Consider the following 24,258-nt stretch of genomic DNA (forward strand, 5'->3'; position numbering starts at 1 on the left):
TTTTTGGGAGGCTTTGGGATGGGAAAGCGGTGAAAATCACCGCACTCCTAAAGGGGCGAAGTGAAACTTCGCGGCCCTTCTCAATGCTCAACGTGCGGCCGCAGTGGCTTCTGGCAGGGTTGAGAGAACGCGATTGCCGGCGGGGTCAATGACTTTGACGGTCACGAAGAACAGCACGTTCTTGCGTTCTGATTGCTTGACCTTGCTTTGGAAGGCGCGACCCACGAGAGGGACGTCACCCAAAAGCGGAACCTTGTCATTGATTTCGTTGATTTTTTCGAACATCACGCCGCCGAGGACCACCGTCTGGCCATCCCATACGGTGACCGAGGTGTTCACCTTGTTCAGGCTGAAAATCGGCTGCAGGATGTTGTTGGGGACGTCGTAGGGGATCAACTGTCCAAAACCGCCAACCGTGGTTCCGGTGATGGCGGAGCCGTAATTGATAAACCCTTCAAATTCGGTGGAGCTGGGAACGAGACTGAGCTCAACCGTGCGGTTGTCGGCTCCGATCAAGGGTTCAACTTCCAACACGATGCCAACGTCACGCATTTCAAAGGCGGTGGGAGTGGAGGGGGTGATGGGAGTGCCGCCGCTGCCACGCACGGTTTGCGGGATTTGTGGGGGATCGAACTCCGTCGGATAACGGAATTCGCGGCTGACGGTGACACTGGCACGCTGACCGCTTTTGGCAACCACGCTGGGAGCGGCGAGAAAATCGACGCCTTTGCTTTGAGACAGCGAGCGGATGACCATTTGGAACTGAGGATCGGTGAAAACGCCGGAGACGGCGAACTGGCCGGGGGAACGGGCATCGGTGGCCTGGGTCGAGACGCGTCCGATAAGCGAGTCGATGGAAGGAACGCCCTGGATGGCCCCGGAACTGCGCAGGCCGGCGGTGACGGGGTTGGCTCCGATGGGGCTGCCATCGAGGTTGGTGAAAGGGAACTCTTCGCCAGTGAAGGTAGAACCACGCTGGTTGCCGACATTGCCTCCGCCGCCGAAGATGCGCTCGTTGGCACCGGGGACATCGAACTGGCCGAGCAGCCAGTCGAAACCGAGTTCACCGAGCCGGGTTTCGTTGACCTCGATCATGCGCACCTGAATCTCCACTTGTTTGGGGGTGCTGCTTTGGGCTTGTTCCACGATGCTTTCGACGAGGGCGAGATTTTCAGCCGTATTGCGCACGATGAGGGTGCTGGAGGCGGGTTGGAAGGTGGCGCTGGCGCCTTCAGGGAAGGGAATGCCACGTTGCTCGAGGACTTCACGGGCGCCGAGACGGCGGACGATGATGCCGCTGGTGGCACCCGCTCCGGGTTCAAAGGGATTGGCGGGGGTGGTTGCTGCGGAGTCGATGGGGGCGTTGGAGATGAAATCAGGCGGAACGCGGAAGGCGCGGCTGGTGAGGGTGGCGTCCCGTTCGGTGAGGGAGGTGATCGTCACAGCATAGTCGTCGACACGGTAAACGGTGCCGGTGTTTTGGGTGGCGTAGCGTAGGACTTCGTCGAGGGGGATTTCTCCGAGGTCGAGGGTGATGGTTTTGTTGCGGGCTTCGGCGGGGACTTTGAGGACAAAACTGATTCCCTGTCTGGTTGGGTCAATTTCGCGGCTGCGGATGCGGAGGAATTCGATGACTTCATCAAGCGAAGCATCTTGGAGGGTGACACGCGGGAGGATGAGGGTGCGCAGCCGGGTGGCGATGGAGTCGCGCATGGTGACGCCGGTGCCTTCGATGGCGGTGCCGCCGAAAAGATTGGAGACGTCGGCAATGGGGGCTTCCCAAGCCTCGTTGACGGCGTTGAGAGCCTTGGCGCGGGTGTGGTCCCGGGCGGTATCGAAATATCGACTGCGGTGCATTTCGGCCTGTTCCATGCCCCGACGGGCGGCGCTGTTGTAGCTGTCGATGCGCAGAACGTCCATGAAACGCCGGTTCGCATTGTCGTAATCGCCCAAATTGATGAAGCTGTAGGCTTCGCGCAGAAGAATGTCGACTCTGTTGACCTTGTCGACGTGCTCCGGGGTGAGAGCGGGCTCGAAGTGGTCGGGATCGTTGAGTTTTTCGCTGAAGGCTGCCGCCTCGGCATTGTCGGGATCAAAGTTGTCCGCCAGGATGCTCTGTAGAAGAGTGCGGGATTCGGCGTAACGACCGTTGTCGGCGAGTTTTTTGGCCTGGGCGTTGGCGGCAAGGGAATATCCGTCGCGTGCCTGGGATTTCAGTTCGGCGGTAAAAGGGGCCTGGGGCAGGCTGTCCCAAGATTGGCGGTAAAGCCGCATGGCTTCTTCGTATTCGCCCTTTTCATAATGCAGGGCGGCCTGGGTGTGCAGGGTTTGGGATTGATTGACGAGGGCTTCCCGGCGGGCAATCTCCCGGTTGGCGGCTCCCTGGACATTGCCTGCGGTGGAACCTGGACCGGCCCATGAGGTGGTTCCGGCGTGGACAAGAAAGAGGCAGGTGAGCGCCAAAACACTTCCAGAGCGAAGTCCGAGATCTTTGATTGGGGAGTGTTGGATGGATGATGGCAACATTTAATGGCGCTAGAAAAAGGCGATTAGAGCGTATTTCGTGGAGGATGACAATCCCTCAACCATGATTTTTATTATGATGTTTGATGACGAGGGCAAAATGGTGGTCACATTGTGAACACGTCACCCCCCGCGCTATCTAGATATATGAATGGTTTATTTCGTTGTTTCGTTTTTGGAGCTATTTTTGGGATTTTGCCGAATTTGAATTCGTTGCTTCTGGCAGAGGAGGCTGCGAAACCTGTGCCGGAGATTTCTGGAAAAGTGTATCCGTCCAAACCGGGGCCTTGGGGCAACCTTTTTTACTATTACATTTATCTGGAGGCTCCCGCCGATTTTGTTAACCGATTTCCGATGCCCAATTCGGTGACCCGGTGGAGCTTTCCAGGATCGAGTGTGAGCGATTTGAAGAAGCTTTTTACCAAGGCGGGGTTGGCGCAGGCATTGCAGGATTATTTGCTGGATGGGGATCGGTTGCTCAATGAGGACGGCATCTTGACGGTTTTCCCTCCGCTGCCGGATCTGGAGGCGTTGACGCAGGAGCAGCGCTCGGTGATTTATTCTGAACTGGGTCGGCATGTGATCAATCCTTATCATCATGAACCGGTGCTGATTCACGGGGGTGACATTGAGGACTGGTTGAAGGGCTCACGCCTGCGCGATGAGTTGCGGGAGTCGATCAAACGCATGACCTACATGCGCGGCAATCAGCTTGCTTTCAGTGATCTGGCAGCGGTGCTGAACTACACCAGCTCGGCGGAGGAGGCGGGTGACTTTTTCAAGACCATCACGAGGATGCGCACCATGATTGTCAGGCTTCAACTCAGTGAGGACGACGACCTGGAGGCGCTGGCGGGCTATTGGACCGGGCGGCATCGTTACAAGGACATTTTGCCGATTTTGTCCTCGGTTGCGGAAACGGAGGAGGTGGCGATGATCGATGTGGTGCATTTGCTCCCTTCGATGGCGCGGCGTTATTTGTATACCTATCCGCCGGTGGATCTGGCGATGAACGGTCGGATGCCGGACTGCCACTGGACATCACTGAATTTTTTCAATCACTGGGCGAGGCAGTATTATTTGGATACCCGTCTGGCCGCGAGCGCGATTCTTCAGGATTACGAGGAGGTGAAGGGGGCCTATGAATTTGGCGATGTGCTGATGTTCATGGATGGGGACAGTGGCAATGCGATCCATTCATGCGTGTATGTGGCGGATGACATTGTGTTCACCAAGAACGGGGAGAACATGGTGGCACCGTGGCTGCTGATGAAGCTGGAGGATGTGCGAAAAGTCTATTTCCATGCGAACCCTGGCCGGGTGGATGGCTATCGTTTGAAGAGGCGGGAGTAAGGTGGAGAAGTGGTTAAAAGGGCGCCCGAATGTGTTTTTTCGACGTTTTATGATGGCATCTAATGCCTAAACCGCTTTAATGACGGTCAATTGCTACTGTGATTGACTTCATTCGCGAGACCCTATCTTTGCACAATCTGCCGGTGACGATGCTGCTGGGCATGGTGACCATGTATTGGCTGCTGGTGATTGTTGGGATTCTGGACAATGATTTTGAGGGGGGGGTGGATGGGGATGTCTCGAATCACGGCACCCTGGGAGGGGCAGGGATGTCGGGCGGGCCGGAAAGTAAAAAGGGAGGGATCTTGAATTTCGGCCATGCGCCTCTTAGCATCGTAGGAAGTTTCCTGGCGATTTTCATGTGGCTGATTTCGCTTTGGGGAAATTTTTATCTCAATGGGGAGCCGGGGGATCGATCGTTGATTTTGGCGGCAGTATTACTGGTCCCGAATGGAGTGATCAGCCTGCTGTTGACCCGGGTGGCGGTGATGCCGTTTGATCGTCTATTTAAGGCGATGCATGAAGGCTCGACTGAGGCCGAGGAAATCGTCGGCCGGAAAGGGCGAGTAGCTTCGGTGCAGGTGGATGAGCGGTATGGTCAGGTCGAGGTGGTGACGAATTCCGCTCCCCTGTTGGTCAATGCGCGGATTGAGGCGGGCACGCAGCCTCTCGAGCGAAACGCTGCCGTGACGGTGCTGTCGGCGGCGGATGATGGCAGCTTTTATTTTGTTCGATCAGTTTCTGAATTAGAGTCCCCACGCAACCAGCCTTCCACTCCATGATTACCGGACCCATCCTCATTGCCTGCGCCATTGGCGTCATCGTCTTCTTTGGCATCCTCGTCATGTTCTCGCGGTTTTTCCGCAAGGTGCATCAGGGTCAGGCGATTGTTCGGAACGGCATTGGCGGCACCAAGGTATCATTCAACGGCATGATCGTTGCGCCGGTGATTCATCAGGTGGAATACATGGACATCTCGGTGAAGCGCATCGAGATCGCGCGGCAGGGCAAGGAAGGGCTGATCTGTATGGACAACATCCGTGCCGACATCAAGGTGGCGTTTTTCGTGCGCGTGAACAAGTCGGATGCAGACGTTCTGCGGGTGGCGCAGTCGATTGGTTGCGAGCGTGCGTCGAGCACGGACATGATCCGGGTGTTGTTTGATGCGAAGTTTTCCGAGGCGCTCAAGACGGTGGGCAAACGCTTTGATTTTGTGCAGCTTTACAATGAGCGGGACACGTTCAAGGACGAGATTCTGAAGGTGATCGGCACGGATCTGAATGGGTTTGCACTGGACGACTGCGCAATTGATTTCCTGGAGCAGACGCAGTTGGAGAACCTTGATCCCGACAACATTTTGGATGCGGAGGGGATCAAAAAAATCACCGAACTGACCGCGACGCAGGCGAAGCTGGCGAACCACATTCAGCGCGACAAGGAGAAGGTGATCAAGCAGCAGGATGTGCAGGCGAGAGAGGCGATTTTGGAGCTGGAACGTCAGCTGGCGGAGACGGAATCCAAACAGATGCGGGATGTGGAGAGCGTGAAAGCGCGCGAGACGGCGGAGACGATGAAGGTGCAGGAAGAGGAGAGGCTGAAGGCGGAGCGGGCGAAGATCATTGCCAATGAGGAGATTGCGATTGCGACGGAAAACATGGAGCGTCAGGTGCTGGTGGCGCAGCGCAACAAGGAGCGCACGGATGCGGTGGAAGTGGAGCGGGTGCAACGGGATCGCGATCTGGAAATCATTGAGCGTCAGCGCTTGACGGAGCTGAAGTCGATTGAAAAAGAGAAGGCCGTGGAAATTGAGCGCAAGGCGATCCAGGATGTGATCAAGGAACGGGTGATGGTGGAAAAAACGGTGGTGATCGAGAAGGAGAAGATCAAGGACACCGAGGCGTTTGCGGGGGCGGATCGTGAGAAGCAGGTGGCGCTGACGAATGCCGAGAAGAATGCGCAGGAGCAGTTGATTCAGAAGATCAAGGAGGCGGAGGCTTCGAAGCAGGCGGCGCAATTGAAAGCGGAAGAGAGCGCATTCCAGTCGATCAAGGCGGCGGAGGCTTCGAAAGAGTCGGCGCAGCTGAAGGCGCAGGAGATTTTGACCTTGGCCGAAGCGAAGCAGGAAGCGGCGGGGATGGATGCGAAGGCGGAGAAACTAATGGCCGAGGGGACGACGGCGAAATCGGCTGCCGAAGGTTTGGGCGAAGCCCAGGTGTTGCTGGCGAAGGCGGATGCGGCGCAGAAGACGGGTCAGGTGGATGCAGAAGTGACGCAGCTCAAACTGGCGGCCGAGGCGGCGGGCATTTCGCAGAAAGCAGAGGCAATGAAGCTTTTGGAGGATGCGGGCCGTTCCCACGAAGAGTTCAAGCTGACGCTGGAGAAGGAGAAAATGGTGGAACTGGCGCAGATCAACATTCAAAAAGACATTGCCACGCAGCAGGCGGTGGTGCTGGGCGAGGCGATGAAAAGCGCGAAAATCGAGATCGTGGGTGGCGAGGTGCAGTTCTTCGACAAGATTACCAATGCGATCGGCAATGGCCGGGCAGTGGACCGTTTGGTGCAGGGAAGCAAGACGCTGACAGATGTGAAGGAGACTTTTTTCAATGGCGATCCCGAGTATTTCAAGGCGCAGTTGCGGGGGTTGATTGACCAGTTTGGGATCACCAGTGAGGACACGAAAAACATCAGTCTGGCGGCGCTGCTGGTGAAGTTGATGGGCGTGGCTCCAGACGGGGCGGCGCAGCAAAAACTGACGGGGCTGATCGGGGCTGCGGGTCGTTTTGGCCTGGGTGAGGAGAGCGTGGATGCGCTGCTGGCAGCGAAGAAAAAGTAGGGGTTGTGTCGATACCTCAACCAATGCGGAAGCTTTCGCAAGTGAGGGGTATCTATTCGAAGGAATAGGGTGTAGGGTGGTTTCGTCTGGAATCAACCAGACGAAACCAAACCCCCTATTATTATGAAAACGACGGTCGATTTGGAATCCCAATCGTTCGATGTCGAAGACGCAGGTGACGTCATTGGACTCGCGAAAACTTTGGTGAACGGAGAACACGCCGGCATTCTCAGCACGGTGGATATGGAGGGGAAACCGCAAACGCGGTGGATGTCGGCCTTCTCCTTTGATGAATTCCCGCGCTTTTATTCGCTGACGGCACCGGAAAGCCGCAAGGTGGAAGAGATTCGCCACAATCCGGCAGTGAACTGGATGTTCTTCAACAAGGATTGCAGCCTGATCCTGAATTTGCATGGCAAGGCGAGGATCGTGGAGGATGCGCCGGTATTGAAGCGCATCTGGCAGCAGGTGGTGGACATGTCGCATGTGTATTTTCTTGATCAGTATGCGAGCGGGTTGGGATTTGTGGTGATCGAGACCATGGTGGAATCGGTGATGGCAACTTCGCCGAAGAACTCGCTGAGGTTTGAGTTGGATCCGCAGGAGTTGGTGCATTTAAAGTAGACGTTCGAAATTGGGCAGAAGGGGGCGGGATGAAAAAAAAGTTCTATGGGTTGCCTGAGGTGCGGCTTGATGCCGGGGCCATTGTGCGCGACGATCAAAGGATGAACCCCGCTGAATCTTCATGCCCGATCCATAAGGTCACCTTACCGAAGCCTGATAAGTCCGAAGTTTTGTCGCCAAAGTCGAGTGCCCAGCTGAGGGAGGCTCTGCATGCGAGTGAGGAACGGAACCGGGCGATCCTGGACACGGCCGTGACGGCGATCATCACCATGAACGAGGAGTGCATCATTGATGGGGTGAATGCGGCGGCGGAGCGGCTTTTTGGGTATACCAAGGAGGAGATGGTGGGGAACAATGTCAAGATGTTGATGCCCAGTCCCTACCACGACAAACATGATGGTTTTGTTAAGAACTATCTCCAGACGGGGGAGAAGCGCATCATCGGGATTGGGCGGGAGGTGGTGGCGAGGCGCAAGGATGGAAGTGTGTTTCCAATGGATCTTTCGGTAGGTGAGGTGAACTTGCCGAAGGGGAGGTTCTTTACGGGGATCATTCGTGACATCACGGATCGCAAGGAGCTGGAGGAGAAAATATTGGAGATCAGTGAGGAGGAGCAGAATCGGATTGGGCAGGACATTCACGATGATCTTTGTCAGCAACTGGCGGCGATCGGATGTCTGGCGAAGGTGGCGCACACCAACTTGAAGCGCACCAACGATGCGGAGGCGGAGAGTCTGGCGGAGATTGTGCGACTGGTGTCCCAGGCGAATGCGCGGGCCCGGGAGATGTCGCGGGGGTTGGTGCCGGTGGTGTTGGATTCGGCGGGGCTGATGTCGGCATTGGAGGAGCTGGCGCGGGGGACGGAGCGAATTTTTGGCATTTCCTGCACGTTTGATTGTGATCCTCCGGTGGAGATCAACGACAACAAGCTGGCGGTGCAGCTCTACCGAATTGCCCAAGAGGCAGTGGGCAACGCGATCAAACACAGCCGTGCGGATCAGATGCAGATTGACCTGTCTTTCGATGACGGGAACATTGTTTTGGGGGTTCGTGACAACGGGACGGGGATTCCTGACCATGCATTGCGTCCGGGAACGGGAATGGGCTTGTTGACGATGAACCATCGGGCGAAGATGCTGGGTGGGACGGTCACGGTTCGACCGGATTCCCTCGGGGGAACGGAAGTGGTTTGCGTGGTGCCCCAAGTGATTCGGAATTCTACTCAGATATGAAAAAGCGTGTTTTGCTTGTCGATGATCATCCCATCCTGCGCCACGGCCTGGCGCAATTGATCAGGGCAGAGCCTGATCTGGATGTTTGCGGCGGAGTCGGCAGTGCGGGTGAGGGTATGGAGGCGGTTGCGTTGCATCATCCAAATTTGGTGATTGTCGACCTCACGTTGCCCGACCGGCACGGACTGGAGTTCATCAAGGACATGCAGGTGATGCACCCGGGGGTGCTGTTACTGGTGCTTTCGATGCATGACGAGTATTTGTATGCAGAGCGTTCGTTGCGGGCGGGGGCCCGGGGATACGTGATGAAGGAGACCGCAGCGGACACGTTGGTGCATGCAGCGCGGCGTGTGCTTGATGGAGGCATTTATCTGAGCGAGCGCATGTCGGGTCACCTCCTGGAGGTCGTTACGGGCCAGCGCAAACGCTCGGGCGAAGATCCTTTGGTGTGCCTGACCGATCGTGAACTGGAGGTGCTGCAGCTGATTGGAGAAGGGAAACCGACGCGTTCGATTGCCGCCCAGTTGAACGTGAGCGTGCGCACCGTGGACGCGCACCGGGCACACATCAAAGAGAAACTGGAGTTGCCGGATGGATCGGCGCTGGTGCGATTCGCCGTCCGCTGGGTGGAGAACAAGGTTGCAGATCGGGAATAGGTAGTTTATTGGCACTACCAATTTTTTTGTAGTGTTTTACACTATAAGCTTGATACTAGGCTTCCCCATGCTACAAGCAGTGGGGGCTACGAATTTCGCACAGGCCGAAATTGCGTAAGATTAGCAGTGTTACTAATCCACAAGATTAAATGCCATGCCTATAAACAGAACTGATTTTGTCCAATTAATCGAAGGAAGCAGTTTGTTCACCGATTATCAGAGAGCCTTCATGGTCGCTGCGAAGCACCGCCTGCGGCTTCGACGACCTGGAAGCGAGAGCGTGTCACCCTTGTTCTTTTTGGTGGAACTGGTGCAGCCGATTTTGGTGAGGGGGCAGGTGGTGGCCGAATTGTGTTTGGAACCCCTGCGGGTGAGTGATGAGGAGTTTGCCAGTTTTGATGACTGTGCCCGGGTGCTGCTAGATGACGGGCTTTCGGCCGTCGAAATGCGTCAGGCGCACCAAATTTTTCATGAAATCTTGGCGGTGCCCCGGGCGGAGGTGCAGGCCTTGGAGACCATGCTGCGGCTGTTTTCGACCCAGTTGAGCGAGTTTGCCGAGAGGATGTTTTTGAATGAAACGGAGTCGGAGCCACCATCGGTTCGCAAGGCTCGTGTGTATATTTTGAATCGCTTGAGCGAGCCTCTTTCGCTGGAAGAAGTGGCCACGGCAGCAGGTTTGAGCGCGTTCCATTTCTGCAAGGTTTTCAAGCGCACGACGGGCATGACGTTCACGGAGTTTGTGAATCATGCGCGCATCGAACAGGCCAAGCGATTGTTGATGAAGCCTCATTCGCGGATCACGGAGATCGCGTATGACGTTGGTTTTCAGTCGCTTTCGCAGTTCAATCGCAGCTTCAGGCGGGTTGCACGAGTGTCACCAACGGAGTTCCGTCAGCATGCGGTGAGGACGGGAAATGGGGAGCGGCCAGCACTGGCGAGTTAGGCGGATTTGGCACGTGCCTCCGGATTTGGCCGGGGGCATTTTGCGGTCGATGACCAATCTTCGCTACGCAGGTGGTTTTTGCATGGCGTTGATCGAGGATTTGTTGAAGAGTAGGGGTCTCAACACAACGCATGAGCGAGACCACCACACCGCAACCGCACCCGCAGGCACCGGAGACAAAGCTGGAAGCCGGGGCCTACGAGGTCATCCGCCAGCGCCTTGAGAAACACGGAGCGGAGTTGCAGAGGCGGCTGGACCTGCTGAATGAGGATCGGAAAAAGGTTTTTGGCGGAATTGAAACGGCGCTGCTTTCGACGTCGCGACTGACGACCGACAACAATTGTGTGCCGCAGGACATGGCGGCAATCGGGCCGAAGCGCTTTTTGTTTGGGTATAATGTTCAGCTTGGGCTGCGCTCCAGCATGAGCGTGGCGGATGTTTTCGCGGTGTATGACTATGATGTGGCGGATCATTCGTTCCACGCGAACAAGAGCGATCCGCTGGGAGACAAAACGTTTCAGGAGGATTTCGAGTATCTGTATCGGTATTACAAAAACTCATCCTTTCTAAAATTTCTGCGGATAGGGGCGCATCTCTACATGGGGATGAAGGTGGGGCGCGAGGTGACCGAGGTGAAGGTTTTCAAGTGGCAGGTGAATGATGAGTCGGGGGAGATCAAGTATCTGGGCAACCGTTTTGATCACGAATTCGTTTTTCCGACGCATCAGGAGTTTGAGTGGAAGCGCGCGCATCGCGACATGTATCGGCACGGGGTGCATCCGCACATCAGCATTGAGGACCGGGTGTTTGTGGAAACGGTGGGCGGGGATCTGACGGTAAAGGTGGATGACAACACGGCGAGCGGCACGGGGATTTACAGCGAGCCGGTGGACAACAAGGACCAGACGCTGGACGACGCGGAGGTTCATTATTCGATCATCGGGAATCTGATTCTGATGAAGGTGCTGCCTTATCAGGAAAAAGTGTGGCGGCATTTGGTGTTTAATCAGCGGACGCGCGAGGTGTATCGTTTGGATAGCATTGCAGAGTCGTGCATTCTTTTGCCGGACGATCACGGGATCATTTTTCCACGCGGTTATGTTTTGCAGACGGGTGAGGTGAAGCTGTTTGAGACGGGGTTGCCGCCGTTGCGTTTTGAGCGACGGATCGTGGCGAAGAATGGTGAGGACACGCTGTTTGTCTTCAATGATTTGGCGACGGGATCGTATCTTTTGCTGGCGTATAACTTGATCGCGCAAGGGGTGGCGACGCCGATTGTTTGTCACGGATTCAGCTTGTTTGCTTCAGGTGAGCTGCTGGTGTTTCAGGGTCATGAGGAGCCACGCAAACATCATGTGGTGCAGGTCTGGCGGACGCCGTTCGTCACGGAAGATGTGCCGGAAACGCAGGCGGATCAGTCGCTGCTTTCGAAAATTGGCAATGCGGACATCGTGCGTTGCATGGCGGAGTGTCGGGGGATTCTGACGCTGTTGGGCAAGGACGATTCGTTTTCGGGGTTGTATGTGGAACTGGTCCGGGTGGCGGGGGACATTGCGGACAGTTATTTTTGGATCGACCGGCCGGAGTCGCAGAACCTGAAGGAAACGTTGATGGAGGTGAAGGGCGCGGCGGAGGCGGCCTTGGGTGAGTTTGAGAAAGTGCGAAGGATGCGCAAGTCGGCGGCGGATCAGACTTCGGCATTGAGTGACGAGGTGCGCAAGACGCTGGGCGTGGCAACGGGAACGGAGCCGGACAACATCAATACCTTTGTAACCTTGCTGGCGACCTTGCGGGAGCAGCGCGGCAAGATCATCGCGTTGCGGGATGTGAGGTATACCGATCTGGCGGCGCTGGCGAAGTTGGACGAAGGCGTGGTGCAGGCGACGGACAAGCTGTCGGAGAAGTGTGTGAATTTCCTGCTGCGAGAGGAGGCATTGACGCCTTACCGGCAGCAGATTGAAGAGCAGCAGAAAGCGGTGCCGGGCTTGCACAAGGTGGCGGATGCGGAGGCGGTGGAAAAGGCGATGTCCCAGACCAGTGGCGAGCTGGAACTGCTCATCAGCATTGTCAGTGGGTTGAAGATCAAGGATGCGACGGAGACGACGCGGATTGTTGAGAACATTTCTTCGTTGTTTGCGCAGTTGAATCAGGTGCGGTCGGTGTTGCGCAATCGTCGTAACGAGCTGGCGAAGGCGGAAGGTTCGGCGGAGTTTCAGGCGCAGTTGAGTTTGTTGAGTCAGTCGGTGTTGAACTACCTTGAGGTATGTGAGACGCCGGAGAAATGCGAGGAATCGCTGACGCGGGTGCTGGTGCAAATTGAGGAACTGGAAGGAAGGTTTGCGGATTTCGAAGAGTTTGCGATCGAGCTGGTGAACAAGCGCGATGAGGTGCAGGGAGCGTTTGAGGCGAAACGGCAGGCGCTGGTGGATGCGCGCAACCGACGTTGTCAGGCGCTGGCTCAGTCGGCGGAGCGGATTCTGACGAGTGTGCGCAACCGGCTGGGGGCGTTCACCAAACCCGAGGAGGTTCATGCGTGGATTGCATCGGATGTGATGGTGGCGAAGCTGCGCGATCTGGTGACCGAGTTGACGAAACTTGGCGACACCGTGCGGGCGGATGATCTCTCTACCAAGCTAAAGACCTTGCAGCAGGATTCGCTGAAGCAGATTCGCGACAAGGCGGAGTTGTTTGTCGATGGCGGCGACTTGATTCAGTTTGGCCGTCACCAGTTTTCGGTGAACCGGCAGCCGCTGGAGTTGACGATCTTGCTCCGCGAGGATGGGCTCGCTTATCATCTGACCGGCACGAGGTTTTTTGAGCCGGTGGTGCATCCTGAGCTGGCGGGGTTGAGGTCAGTTTGGGAGCAGGCGGTGGTGTCGGAAAACGCGGAGGTTTATCGTGGCGAGTATCTGGCGTGGCAAATGGTCAAGTTGATCTCGGAACGTGGTCAGCAGGCGGTGAAGGAGTTTCTTGAAGCGGGCGATGAAGCGCGGCTGACGCAGGTGCGGGACTTCATGCATCAGCGTTACCAGGAAGGATATACCAAGGGCGTGCATGATCATGATGCGGCGTTGCTGGTGGTGCCGTTGCTGGAGATGCGTCGGGCCTTGGGATTGCGTCGGCATGCACCGGCGGCACGTGGACTGGCATTGACGGTTTGGCGTGCCTGGCCGGAGGGCGAGGAGAAGCAGTTGTTTGCAGCGAGGATGCAGGCGCGCGGGAGAATGCGTGTGGCGCTGGGGATGAGTGGCGAGTCGGCGGAGACGGAATTGAGGGAGCGTGTGGCACGGGCGTTGGAAGGAGCGGGGGTGACGGAGGTTTCGCCGGAAGCGGTGGCGGTGTGTTTGGTGGACGAGTTGCAGGGGTTGAGCACGGCGCATCCGCAGTTGCCGTTGACGCGGTCAAACGCGGCGGTGGACTTGTGTCAAAACTTTCGCAAGATGTTGCTGAGTCATCGTGCGGCGACGGCGTTTGATGAGTCGCTGGCGGCGCTGGATGGACAGGCTTGGGAGCAGTTTCAGCAGACGCGGGAGTGGATCAATTCGGTGTGTCCGGGGCATGCCATCGGCGTGGTGATGGAGGCGGCGGCGTTGCTGGCGATGCAGGACAAACCACCGGCGGCATTGCCATTGGAAGCACCGAGCGAGTTCGATTTGAAGGGGTTGACCGGCACGCATGCACGCATGGAAGGCGGCGGGATGAAGCTGGATTATCATGAGTTCACGGCGCGATTGCAGCGTTACGAACGGGAGGTGGTGCCGGCGTTTGAGAGATTCCAGGCGTTGAAGCATGAGCTGTCGGTGAAGCGTCGGCAGGAGTTGCGGTTGGATGAGTTCAAGGCGGCGGTGCTGACCTCGTTTGTGCGCAACCGTTTGATCGATGAGGTGTATCTGCCGATCATCGGGGCGAACCTGGCGAAGCAAATTGGAGCGGCGGGCCGGGATGCGCGCACGGACCGGATGGGTTTGTTGTTGCTGATCTCGCCACCGGGTTATGGCAAGACGACCTTGATGGAGTATGTGGCGAGCCGCCTGGGAATTACTTTGGTGAAGATCAATGGTCCGGCATTGGGTCATGCGGTAACTTCATTGGATCCAACCGAAGCACCGAATGCGGGAGCGCGTGAGGAAGTCGAGAAGTTGAACCTGGCGTTGGAGATGGGCGACAACGTGATGATTTATGTGGATGACATCCAGCACACGCATGCGGAGTTCCTGCAAAAATTCATTTCGTTGTGCGATGGTTCACGCAAGATGGAGGGTGTGTTTAATGGCAAGGCTAGGACTTATGATTTGAGGGGTCGCAAGGTGGCGGTGGTAATGGCGGGCAACCCCTACACGGGAGTGGGGGGTAAGTTTCAGGTGCCGGACATGTTGGCGAACCGGGCGGACACTTATAACTTGGGAGATATCCTTGGCGGGCATGAAGCAGCGTTTAAGGACAGTTACATTGAGAACTGCCTGACGAGTAACTCGGCGCTGTCGAGGCTGGCGGCGCGAAGTCACAAGGATGCGATGACGGTGTTGAAAATTGCGCAGACGGGGAATCGCGAGAATGCTGAATACGAAGCGAGCCACAGCGCGGAAGAGGTGAATGATTGTGTGGCGGTGATGGAGAAATTGCTGGCGGTGAGGGAGGTGATTTTGCGTGTGAACCAGGAGTATATTCGGTCGGCCGCGACGGAGGATGCGTATCGGACGGAACCGCCGTTCAAGTTGCAGGGGTCGTATCGCAACATGAACAAGATCGCGGAGAAGGTGCTGCCGTTAATGACGGACAAGGAAGTGGCGTCGTTGATTGCAGATCACTATCGCGGTGAGTCGCAGACCTTGAGCAAATCGGCGGAAGCGAATTTGTTGAAGTGGAAGGAGCTTAACGGTTTGCTCGATGAGACCGAGAAGGCGCGATGGGAGGAAATCCGCAAGACGTTCAAGCGCAATCTGTTGTCGGGAGGCGCGGGTGAAAATGATCCGGTGTCGCGAATCACGGGGCATTTGGGAGCGTTCAGCGCCGGGTTGGAGAAGATTGAAGCCGCCGTGGTGCGGGCAGCGGAACCGGCGACCTTGGCGGACATCACCGTTGAGCGCTTGCAGAAGATCATCGAAGGGTTGAGGGCCGTGCCGGTGAATGTGGAGATTACGGTCCAGCCAGTCGAGAAGCATGAGGAGGGCGAGCATCCCGTGGATGTGAAGCCGAAGGTGAAGCAGGGGCGGTGAGGTGAGGAGTCGCCAACAAGATCGGATCATCCTACTGAAAATTCGTAGAGCTGGCTAGCGAGCCGTATCCCACGCTCCAATCCGGTCCATTAGCCTGCTTTTCTAGCTCAGGCACAAACCTTACCTGCGGTTATATTCAATAAAATCTAGGTAAAAAATTCGTAATATCTTATTCAATTCAGGATTTTCCTGAAACATTATTAGGGATATTGAGTAACTGTAGACATGCGTCAATTTGCTTTCGCCTTACAGATCCAGGTCGTATTCCCCAGTGCCCGAAAGATTTTGGGTGTAGACGTGAGACCAGTGATTCACCCAGTTCTTGCCAAGCAAAGAGGCAAGCGTGGCGAGCCAAACGAAGATGGCTCTATGAACGGCTGTTCTAAGCTTGGCGCTTTCAGACCTGGGGTGATAAGGAATCCACCTAAAGGTCGCCGGAATCATGAGATTGATTCGCTTTGGATTTCGACGGCATCGTTCGCTGAGACGAGATCGTGAGAACCGCATTCCCTCCATGACCCACACGACATCATCAACAACCTCCCACTTACCCAGCCATCCCCGCAGAGCCATGAACGACGAACTTGAGGAAGAAAAACTCCGCGCTGAGACCCGTCTGATTGACGCCCAAACGGAGAAACTTAAAAAAGAGGTCGCTCCCCGGGATACTCTCACCCGCCTCGGCAGCGGCATTTTGGAGTTCGTCAAGATCACCGGCGCATTGGTCCTCGGTTTTGGCGGCATCGCCACCGCCATCACCGGCTACCAACTCACCGAAGCAAAAAAAGAGCGGCTTGACGCGGAGATTCTCAAAAAGCAGGTCGATTTGGACAAGGTCAGCCAGACCCTCGTCGCACGAGAAACCGAGCAGAAGCAGAATGCCGAAGCCATTCAGCAAACGTTGGTGGCATTGAAGTCGCAAATTCAACAGGCCCCGGAGGGTCCAGACGCCATTCGAAAAATCGATGCCCTTCAGCTCAAAATTGAAGGTGCCCAAAAGGACTGGCTGAGCAAAAAACCCGAATACGACAAAGCCATCAGCCGCATTGAAGCGCCTCTCAAGTAATCCAAGAGGGAAAACCGCAGAAAGCAACCATCATCACCCTCCAACCGCATGAGCCAGCCGCCCAATAATGATGCCCCGCCAGTCGCGAGGGGTGCCGTGCAAACTAAAAAACCTATGAACTACAAAGTGGGCGATTCTGTTCCCGAACTCGGCGTGAAAGTGGCTGAAATCCTTCTGAGCGCCAGAGATGTGTGCATTTTCATTGACGACAGGGGGGATCTGCAATGGCTGTTTGACAAACAGCCATCGAACAGTGCCTGGATCTACCCCCGTGTCGTGGAGTTGGAGGCCCGCTGCAAGTTTTTTCCAAACGCTAGCATCCTGCCACCCCGGTTCATACGCTGGATCAGCGCCTTCACCGAGACTCCCTCCATGGACCACCTGCGCTCCGCCAAGCGGTTTATTGGGCAGGCGATAGTTATTCTGTATACCGGAGGCCTCCGGGCTGAAGTGGAAGCCGCGTTTGCCAGTGCTGAAGCGTTCATCGTGCAGCGGGGGCGCGAAATCAGCCTCGTCTGGCTCTACGCCTCCTTCGGCCTGCTTGCCCTGATTTCGTTCATCACGCTACTGTGCTTAATATTAAGTCTCCACGAAACTCAAACTCATATCGTTCAAAAGGTGCTCACCTGCGCCTTCGCTGGTGGAATTGGGGCCTACATCTCCCGAGCCCTCGCCAGCCGAAGTGAACTGCCTTGCGATGCGAACGCTGGGAAACTTCTCCACTTTCAGGAAGCCATCCTGCGCTGGTCAGTCGGCGTCGTCGCTGGAGGGCTACTCTGTCTCCTTATCGAAGGCAAAATCCTCCTCGGCAGTCTCGGGGCAGATGCCACTGGGTTCCCCGCAATCCTCGCCCTTGCCACCCTTGCCGGCATGAGCGAGCGCTTCCTTCCCACCCTTCTCAACCGCTTCAATGACCGGGTGGCTGATCTTGGGGGAGCTAAACCGCCACCGCCTGATCATGCCACCAAAAAAGCCGCGTTGAACAATGCTACCAATGAATTTCGGAAATTCGAGGATGAGACCCGCGATGCCGCAGACCTTGCCCCCGCCCCGATCTCAGCGCCCAACACCATTGTTCGACAGGGAGGAGCCCGCCGTGCCCTTTGCATTGGCATTGATGAGTATCCTCAACAACAAGACAGGCTCAATGGCTGCGTGAACGACACCAAAAGGTGGGAGCGGTTTTTCAAAGACGTCGGGTTCAAGACTGAACGCTTGCTCAATGCGGAAGCCACCCGGGACGCCATCCTTAAAAGCTTTCGTGCCTTGGTTAGCTCCGCCAAACCCGGCGACATCATCGCTGTCCAATATGCGGGCCATGGGACCCAGGTGAAAGATTTGGATGGCGATGAAGGGAAAGCAGGTGGTCCCAACGAAGAGTGGGATGGCATTGATGAAGCACTGTGCTGCCACGAATTTCGCACCGGAAGCATTGTGCTTGACGATGACTTGAAGGAGATCGCCATCACAATCGCTCCCGGGGCCAACCTCACATTTTTCTTCGACTCCTGCCACTCCGGCTCCGCCACAAGGGCCTCACTCACCGGACCACACGTTCCTGCGGTCCCACCCGGTGCCAAGCCCCGCAACATCATTGCGGACGGCAACTTGAATGCAGCCCACGCGGCTTTTTATAAATCCCTGCCCAAAGAACTTCGCGCCCAGCGCAACGCCAAGCACCGGGGAGGCAATGATCCCTACAAGGATGCCGTGGATATCCTCTTCGCCGCCGCCCTTCCGAAGCAATTTGCCTACGAGATTTCAGGGGGAGGCGTGTTCACCGAAACCGCCATGCAGGTGCTCGCCCAAAGTGGTGAGTTTACTAACGACGGTTTCATGAATGCAGTGCGCCAGGCCTTTCCCCACAGCTTCAGCAACGCCCAGGAGCCCAAACTTTACGCGTCACTTGATCAGAAGCTAAACCCCTTCCTCGGCGGTCTGGGCTGAGTGTCCGTTCCGCTTCCCAACTCATAGCCTCTTCCCGTCATGCCCAATCAAATCACACCCGACCTCGAAAGCCTCCTCGGCAAGAGCATCATCCCTCTTTGCCCGCAGGAATTTCACGACTTCGATGCCAACCATTGCGCCCACTTTGTTGCCCACACCGGCGGCTACCAGTTCGGCTACCTTTGCCATAACATCGCAGGCTCCAACCTCCGCGGCGTGACGGTTCGCGTGCAGGAAATCTTTCCGGAATGTCCTCAAGTCGGCGCTTGGAACAACCTCCCTCAGACCGATGACGACCTCCTCGTGTTCATCACTGCTCGGCGCAACGTAAACCTCGCCAGCAAGACCATCGAGAACGTGCCCAAAAAACACATCGGCATTCTGCGTGACGGGAAAGTCTATCATTACTCCAACACTGAGGAGAAAGTGATCAAACAAACTCCTGCGCAAGTGCTCTCCCGTTTTCGCAGCGCCTACAACGATCCCACGGTGGATTTATTCTTCGGCACGCTCCCTGCCGTCCCACGCGCTGCGGCGGTCCGCAGCATTGCTCGCTCCGGCACCCGATCTCCCTCAGCCGCAACCGCAACGGCCCGTGGGCTGACCCTGAAGCTGATCCGCAACACTTACACTGACACCAGCACCATCGGCGAACTGAGTCTTGATGGACGATTCGAATGCTTCATCCTTGAGGACAAAGTGCGCCCCGAGAAGATCCCCGGCATTACCGCCATCCCTGCCGGCACTTATGAAGTGCGCATCACCCACTCGCCCAAGTTTCAGCGCGACCTGCCCCTGCTCCTCAACGTGCCCAACTTCTCCGGCATCCGCATCCATGTCGGCAACACCGCGCGCGACACCGAAGGCTGCCTGCTGCCGGGCCGCACCAAATCCGTCGACTTCGTTGGCGAAAGTCGTGCCGCCTTCGACTCCCTATTTGCCAAGCTCCGCAAAACTCAGGACGACGGCAAAAAAATCACCATCGAGATCATCGAAGCCGCACAGACCAGAGCCGCCCAAACCCGTTCCGCCGCCCCCTCCGAACTCGCCTACTTCCGTGTCAACACCGATCCCCTGCTCATCCACGCTTCGCCAGACGCAACCGGATTGGACACCGTGGTCGGAACCCTCGACTACGGCCAGATCGTCAGCGCCAACGTTACCAATGCCACCGAGGGAGGCATCACCGTCAAAACGGTAGGTGCCGAAAATGAACTGACCGGCGTGGTGCCAAGCGAATTCCTCGAAGCCCTTCCCGCCCCACCTTCCACCGTCGTGAGACGCGGTAGGAGAGCTGCTGCCACCCGTGGAGAAGCCGCTGTCTCAACCCTTGCCCCGAATTTGTATCGGGTGAAACAGGACGGCACCAACCTCCGCACCGAGGCCGCCGTCCTCACTGCCCAGACCGTCATCGCCTCCCTGCCCGTGGGACATCTCGTTCGTAAGACTGGCGGCTCCAACAAACCTCTCTGGTGGGAGGTAACAACCGTGCTCCACGGCAAAGAACTCAGCGGCTTCATTCACGCCGGCCTGCTCACCGCCGAAGCCGTCGCCGTCACTGACCCGGTCCCCACAAGCGGATCCAACACTAACGTCACCATTAGCGAAAAAGCCCTGCAAATGATCATCCATTTTGAGGGCATGGACCAGCCCTCCAAATGGCCCGGCAACTCCTCGGGAATCTCGCTGGGTCGTGGTTACGACCTTGGCCATGTCTCCGCCGACGAATTCAAAAGCGACTGGGAACCCTATCTCACCGAAGACCAGATCAAGCGTCTGACCAAAGCCATCGGGAAAACAGGTGCCGCCGCCAAGAACATCGCCGCGCAGTTCGCCGACATCACCATCAAACGTGCCGATGCGGACGCGGTCTTCACCAAAGCCACGCTTCCCAAGTTCAAGGCCACGACTGGCAAAGCGTTCCCTCGCATGATCACGCTGCATCCAGACGTGCAAGGGGCGCTCGTCTCCCTCGTCTTCAACCGCGGAGCCGCCATGCAAGGCGACCGCCGCCGCGAGATGCGCGAAGTGCGCGACACCGTGGCCTCCACCTCCCTGCCGAATGACATCAAGCTCCAGAGCATCGCCGCCAGCATTCGTTCCATGAAACGCCTCTGGCCCGACACCCTCGGCCTCAGACGACGCCGCGACGCCGAAGCCCAGCTCGTGGAAGAAGCGATTTGAACCACCACTAACATCCTCAACCAACTACTCCTATGGCCAAAAAAGCAGCAAAAAAAGCAGCAAAAAAGGCAGCAAAAAAGGCAGCAAAAAAGGCAGCCAAAAAAGTGACCGGGTCAGCACCAGCGGATTGGACCATCCTGGTTTACATGGCAGGCGACAATGATCTGGATTCCTTCGGTGGTAGCGACGTATGGGAGATGAAGCAGGTTGGCTCCAGCGACCAGTTGAATCTGATCGTGCAACGAGACACGACACAAAAGGAGAAAGCCGCCTGCCGCTACCGTTTGCGAAAAGGCACTTCTCTGCAGGAGGATGTGGTGGAGAACCTTGGCATCATCAACACCGGAGATCCTGAAGTTTTAAGAAGTTTCCTTAAGTGGGGAATTCAAAAATATCCCGCCAAACGGCTCATGGTGGTGTTGTGGAATCATGGCTCGGGTTGGGATGACACGGACATTTACGCCGAAGCACGCAGGCGTCGTTTGATCCCTGCGTTGGTCGCCGTGGCGGATGAAGATGTGACAGCCCGACGCGCGAGTTTCACGGTGAGGCGCGGAACTTCTGCGAGTCGGAACCGGGGATCTTTTTTTCTCTCCAAAGCAGCTTTTCAGTTTGAGGGCGTTGGCGCCCAGCGCCGTGCGATCGCCTTTGACGACGGTGCACAGGACTTTCTGGACAGCGTCGAGATGAAGGAGGTGCTCCATGAGGTAAGCAACTCCATCGGTCGCAAATTTGATGTGATTGGCATGGACGCCTGCTTGATGAGCATGGTGGAAGTCGGCATGCAGGTCAGGGATGCCGCCGAAGTTTTCTGCGGCTCGCAGGAACTGGAACCAGCAGACGGCTGGCCCTATCAGAAGATTCTCGCGGCCCTCGAAAAAAATCCCGCGATGGATGGCCATGCATTGTGCCAAACCATTGTGACCGAGTTTGTGAGATCCTATGCCAGTGATGAACTGGTGACACAGTCCGCTTTCGATCTGGGCAAACTCACTGCCGTGCAAACGGCAACTCATGCGCTCGGGGATTTCCTTGCGAGGGGATACAACAGAGACGATGCAGACCTGATCAGCGCGGTAGAAGGCATCTGCCGACGTGTGCAGCGGTATGACGATGGACCGAATGGCAAAGCGCAGTATGCCGACTTGAGCGATTTGGTCATACGCCTTGCCAAAAGATATCCGCCTTGTGAGGCATTGGCAAAAGCGGTCGAGGAAGCAGTCGCAGACTGCGTGTTTTGTAATGCGGCACCGAATCCATCAGTAGCCAATTCACACGGTCTCTCAGTCTACCTTCCTCACGGCAAAGTCTCGGAGTTGTATGTGACTCTGGACTTTGCTCAAGGAGGCTGGGCCAAGTTTCTCAACGCAAGAGCCAAGTAACAACCCCGATTCGTCATGGCCAAAAAGAAGTCTTCAAAATCGAAGCCAACCGCTTCCCGCCCTGCGCAGCCCTATCAGGTGGTGCTGCGTGAGCCTGGCGGGACAACCCTCACCGCCACCGTGGTGGATCGAGTCCTTTATCCTCGAGCCCTGGCTTGGAACCGGTTGCTTGCCTCGGACAAAGGGCGGCAGGACAACCAACAGGAAGAAGTGGTTTCATGGCGTGCCCATGCTCACAAAGCCATCCTCGATCTTGCCAGCTCTGGCCTGGTGACCCAATCCCAAGTGGAGAAGTTCATTTCGGCGGCCGCCACCAGCGGCATCGTGGAGGTGACGATTCCGTGGGAGACGGAGAACAAGGGATGGGCGGCGCGAATCTTTCCGTGGGAAGAGTTGTTGGCCCTGGCGACCAAGGAAGAACGCATCAAAAACAAGATCAAGCATTTTACCGTGGTCCGGGTGCTTGGCGGCGTTCCCAGGAAAACTCCGACCAATCACGGTGCGCTTTTTGCCGTGACCAATGCAGCAGACGCATTGGGCTTCGACTACCATACGGAATACGCGGCGATCAAGGCGGCTTTGAGCTTGCAGATACCCATCAAGAAGGTGGATGCGCTTAGCGAGTTAAGCACCACCAGGTGTCGGTTGCTTCATCTGGTGTCGGATTACCATGAAGACGAAGAAAGCGGGGGTTCAGGGGGAGAACCGGCCAAAGTGGAACCCGTCCAACAGAACCCCATGCGGGTGGCCGAAGCCCTTGCTCAAACCGGAGCCGAAATGATTGTTTACAGCGCCTGCTACACCGGCAGGAGACTCGCTCCTCTGACAGTAGCCCACGGGGTTAAATATGCGCTTGGATTTCATGGCATGGTGGTGGACACCGCCATTCCCGTTTTCTTCGGTGCATTTTATAAGGTATGGGAAAAGTCGCAAAATGTTCTCGACGCCTTTCGCGCGGGTCTCGCCGCGAATGATTTGTTACAAAGACCCGATGATCTGGGGGTAATCACTCTGTGGTCATCAGTGAGCTTGATTGCCACGACAACCGCCCCGCCCCGCCCGACTTCCCGACAGGTCTCCGCCAGCACCATCCCCACGTCGACCGCCACCGCAAAGTCTATTCCGAAGGCCGATTTGCTTAAAGCCCTTCCCGTGACCTGCGCGTTGGAGGAGACCTTCAATTACTCCTTGCTCCACAACAGCCGGGGCGGTTTGTTCAAAACCTTTGCGATCACCAAAATCAGGGCCGGGGAGATTCCTCCGCTGGAAGTGATCATCAGCCTCGACACGGGCATGGACAGACCCGCGGAATGCCGATTTTATGCCACCCTGCCAGTCGAAGCCGATCGCCAGCAGGACCTGGCATCGCAAGTGATGTTGCCGCTCGGCGGGCAAATGTTGAGGCAACGCGGAGAGTCTCTGCTTGGCACCCTGCAAATCACCATCTTCTGCGGAACCACGCGAATTTTTCATCGATTGCAATCGATCATCCTTCTGCCTTGTGACGAATGGCGGGACGATGAAACGGGCAGACACCTGTTGCCCTCTTTTGTCTTCCCGAGAGATCCTGCAGTCCGGGAGGTGATCACCACCGCCCAACCTTTTTTAAGGGCACTCAGCGATCACCCCCATGCGGGATTCGATGGATACCAGTCCAGCTTTCATCCGAGCACTTCGCGTGCGGTGGTCATGCAAACGCGTGCTTTCTGGTCGGCGATGCAGCTGGCGTTGCGGCTGGATTACGTTAATCCTCCACCCACCTACATCCGTCGTTCGCAGCGCCTGCGCACGCCTGAAGAAATCCTCCGCGCCAGACGTGGCACCTGCATTGAGCTGGCACTTTTTCTCGCGGCTTGCTGGGAACATGTCGGCATTCATTCCGTGGTGTTCCTCACCAAAAATCATGCTTTCGCCGGCTGCTGGCTGGAGGAACAGGCGAGAAGGAAGTTTCTCACCGGTTTGGATGGATTAATCGCACATGCTTCTTTTGCGGGAGGTCTTCCCGCTGCAAAGACCGACATCGGTGGGGTTCAAAGCAAAATCAAAGAACCCTGGATGTTTGCGGAAGATTACCACCTCACCTTGATTCGGGAAGCCATCGAACAGGGATCGTTGCTGCCACTGGAAACCACCTTCATTCCCAAGCAGCGTTCCTACACGGATGCCGTCATTGATGCGGAGAACGCGCTGATCGAGCTGACACCAGAAAACTTCGACGGCATGCTGGACGTGCAAACCGCCCGCGAAAAGGGCGTCACTCCCCTGGCCATCATTTACCAGGGAATCGTTGCCTGATGAA

General features: G+C 56.6%; 14 protein-coding genes. 13 read left to right on the forward strand and 1 reads right to left on the reverse strand.

The features are described from left to right. Positions 1–87: 87 nt before the first annotated feature. Entirely contained in the window at positions 88–2,526 is a 2,439-nt protein-coding gene (locus tag FEM03_RS18180) for an Amuc_1098 family type IV pilus outer membrane protein (RefSeq protein ID WP_138087719.1), read from the reverse strand. Positions 2,527–2,727: 201 nt separating this feature from the next. Between FEM03_RS18180 and FEM03_RS18185 the strand changes: the two genes are divergently transcribed. The 13 genes from FEM03_RS18185 (at position 2,728) to FEM03_RS18245 (ending at position 24,254) form a co-directional block, all read left to right on the forward strand. Then, positions 2,728–3,876, forward strand: a complete 1,149-nt coding sequence (locus tag FEM03_RS18185) for a hypothetical protein (RefSeq protein WP_138087720.1) — start codon at positions 2,728–2,730, stop codon at positions 3,874–3,876. Between the two features lie 98 nt (positions 3,877–3,974). Next, positions 3,975–4,658 (forward strand): hypothetical protein, encoded by a 684-nt coding sequence (locus FEM03_RS18190; RefSeq protein WP_138087721.1) that lies wholly within the window; start codon positions 3,975–3,977, stop codon positions 4,656–4,658. After that, the gene (locus tag FEM03_RS18195) at positions 4,655–6,709 is read left to right on the forward strand and encodes a flotillin family protein (RefSeq protein ID WP_206171071.1); all 2,055 of its coding nucleotides are present in this window, start codon (positions 4,655–4,657) and stop codon (positions 6,707–6,709) included. The genes FEM03_RS18190 and FEM03_RS18195 overlap by 4 nt, the downstream gene beginning before the upstream one ends. A gap of 123 nt (positions 6,710–6,832) precedes the next feature. Continuing rightward, complete coding sequence (locus FEM03_RS18200; protein WP_138087722.1) at positions 6,833–7,333, forward strand: pyridoxamine 5'-phosphate oxidase family protein; 501 nt, start codon at positions 6,833–6,835, stop codon at positions 7,331–7,333. 29 nt (positions 7,334–7,362) lie between these two features. Further along, the gene (locus tag FEM03_RS18205; protein ID WP_138087723.1) at positions 7,363–8,565 is read left to right on the forward strand and encodes a sensor histidine kinase; all 1,203 of its coding nucleotides are present in this window, start codon (positions 7,363–7,365) and stop codon (positions 8,563–8,565) included. After that, positions 8,562–9,221: a response regulator transcription factor gene (locus tag FEM03_RS18210; protein WP_138087724.1), complete on the forward strand. Its 660-nt coding sequence runs from the start codon at positions 8,562–8,564 to the stop codon at positions 9,219–9,221. The genes FEM03_RS18205 and FEM03_RS18210 overlap by 4 nt, the downstream gene beginning before the upstream one ends. Before the next feature lie 280 nt (positions 9,222–9,501). Next, on the forward strand, positions 9,502–10,164 hold the full coding sequence (locus tag FEM03_RS18215; RefSeq protein WP_166442982.1) for a helix-turn-helix transcriptional regulator: 663 nt from the start codon (positions 9,502–9,504) through the stop codon (positions 10,162–10,164). Between the two features lie 131 nt (positions 10,165–10,295). Further along, a complete protein-coding gene (locus FEM03_RS18220) occupies positions 10,296–15,380 on the forward strand; it encodes a DNA repair ATPase (RefSeq protein ID WP_138087726.1) in 5,085 nt (1,694 codons plus the stop codon). Between the two features lie 571 nt (positions 15,381–15,951). Then, on the forward strand, positions 15,952–16,446 hold the full coding sequence (locus FEM03_RS18225; protein WP_138087727.1) for a hypothetical protein: 495 nt from the start codon (positions 15,952–15,954) through the stop codon (positions 16,444–16,446). 114 nt (positions 16,447–16,560) lie between these two features. Next, positions 16,561–18,393 carry a caspase family protein gene (locus FEM03_RS18230; RefSeq protein ID WP_166442984.1) on the forward strand — a complete coding sequence of 611 codons (1,833 nt, stop codon included), beginning with the start codon at positions 16,561–16,563 and terminating at the stop codon, positions 18,391–18,393. Positions 18,394–18,432: 39 nt separating this feature from the next. Continuing rightward, a complete protein-coding gene (locus tag FEM03_RS24820) occupies positions 18,433–20,577 on the forward strand; it encodes a DUF5675 family protein (protein ID WP_206171072.1) in 2,145 nt (714 codons plus the stop codon). A gap of 32 nt (positions 20,578–20,609) precedes the next feature. Continuing rightward, positions 20,610–21,959: a clostripain-related cysteine peptidase gene (locus tag FEM03_RS18240; protein ID WP_138087729.1), complete on the forward strand. Its 1,350-nt coding sequence runs from the start codon at positions 20,610–20,612 to the stop codon at positions 21,957–21,959. 15 nt (positions 21,960–21,974) lie between these two features. Next, positions 21,975–24,254 (forward strand): hypothetical protein, encoded by a 2,280-nt coding sequence (locus tag FEM03_RS18245; protein ID WP_138087730.1) that lies wholly within the window; start codon positions 21,975–21,977, stop codon positions 24,252–24,254. Positions 24,255–24,258 lie beyond the last annotated feature (4 nt).

Origin of the sequence: Phragmitibacter flavus (genome assembly GCF_005780165.1) — a bacterium.
In the GTDB taxonomy this organism is placed as follows: Bacteria; Verrucomicrobiota; Verrucomicrobiia; order Verrucomicrobiales; family Verrucomicrobiaceae; genus Phragmitibacter; species Phragmitibacter flavus.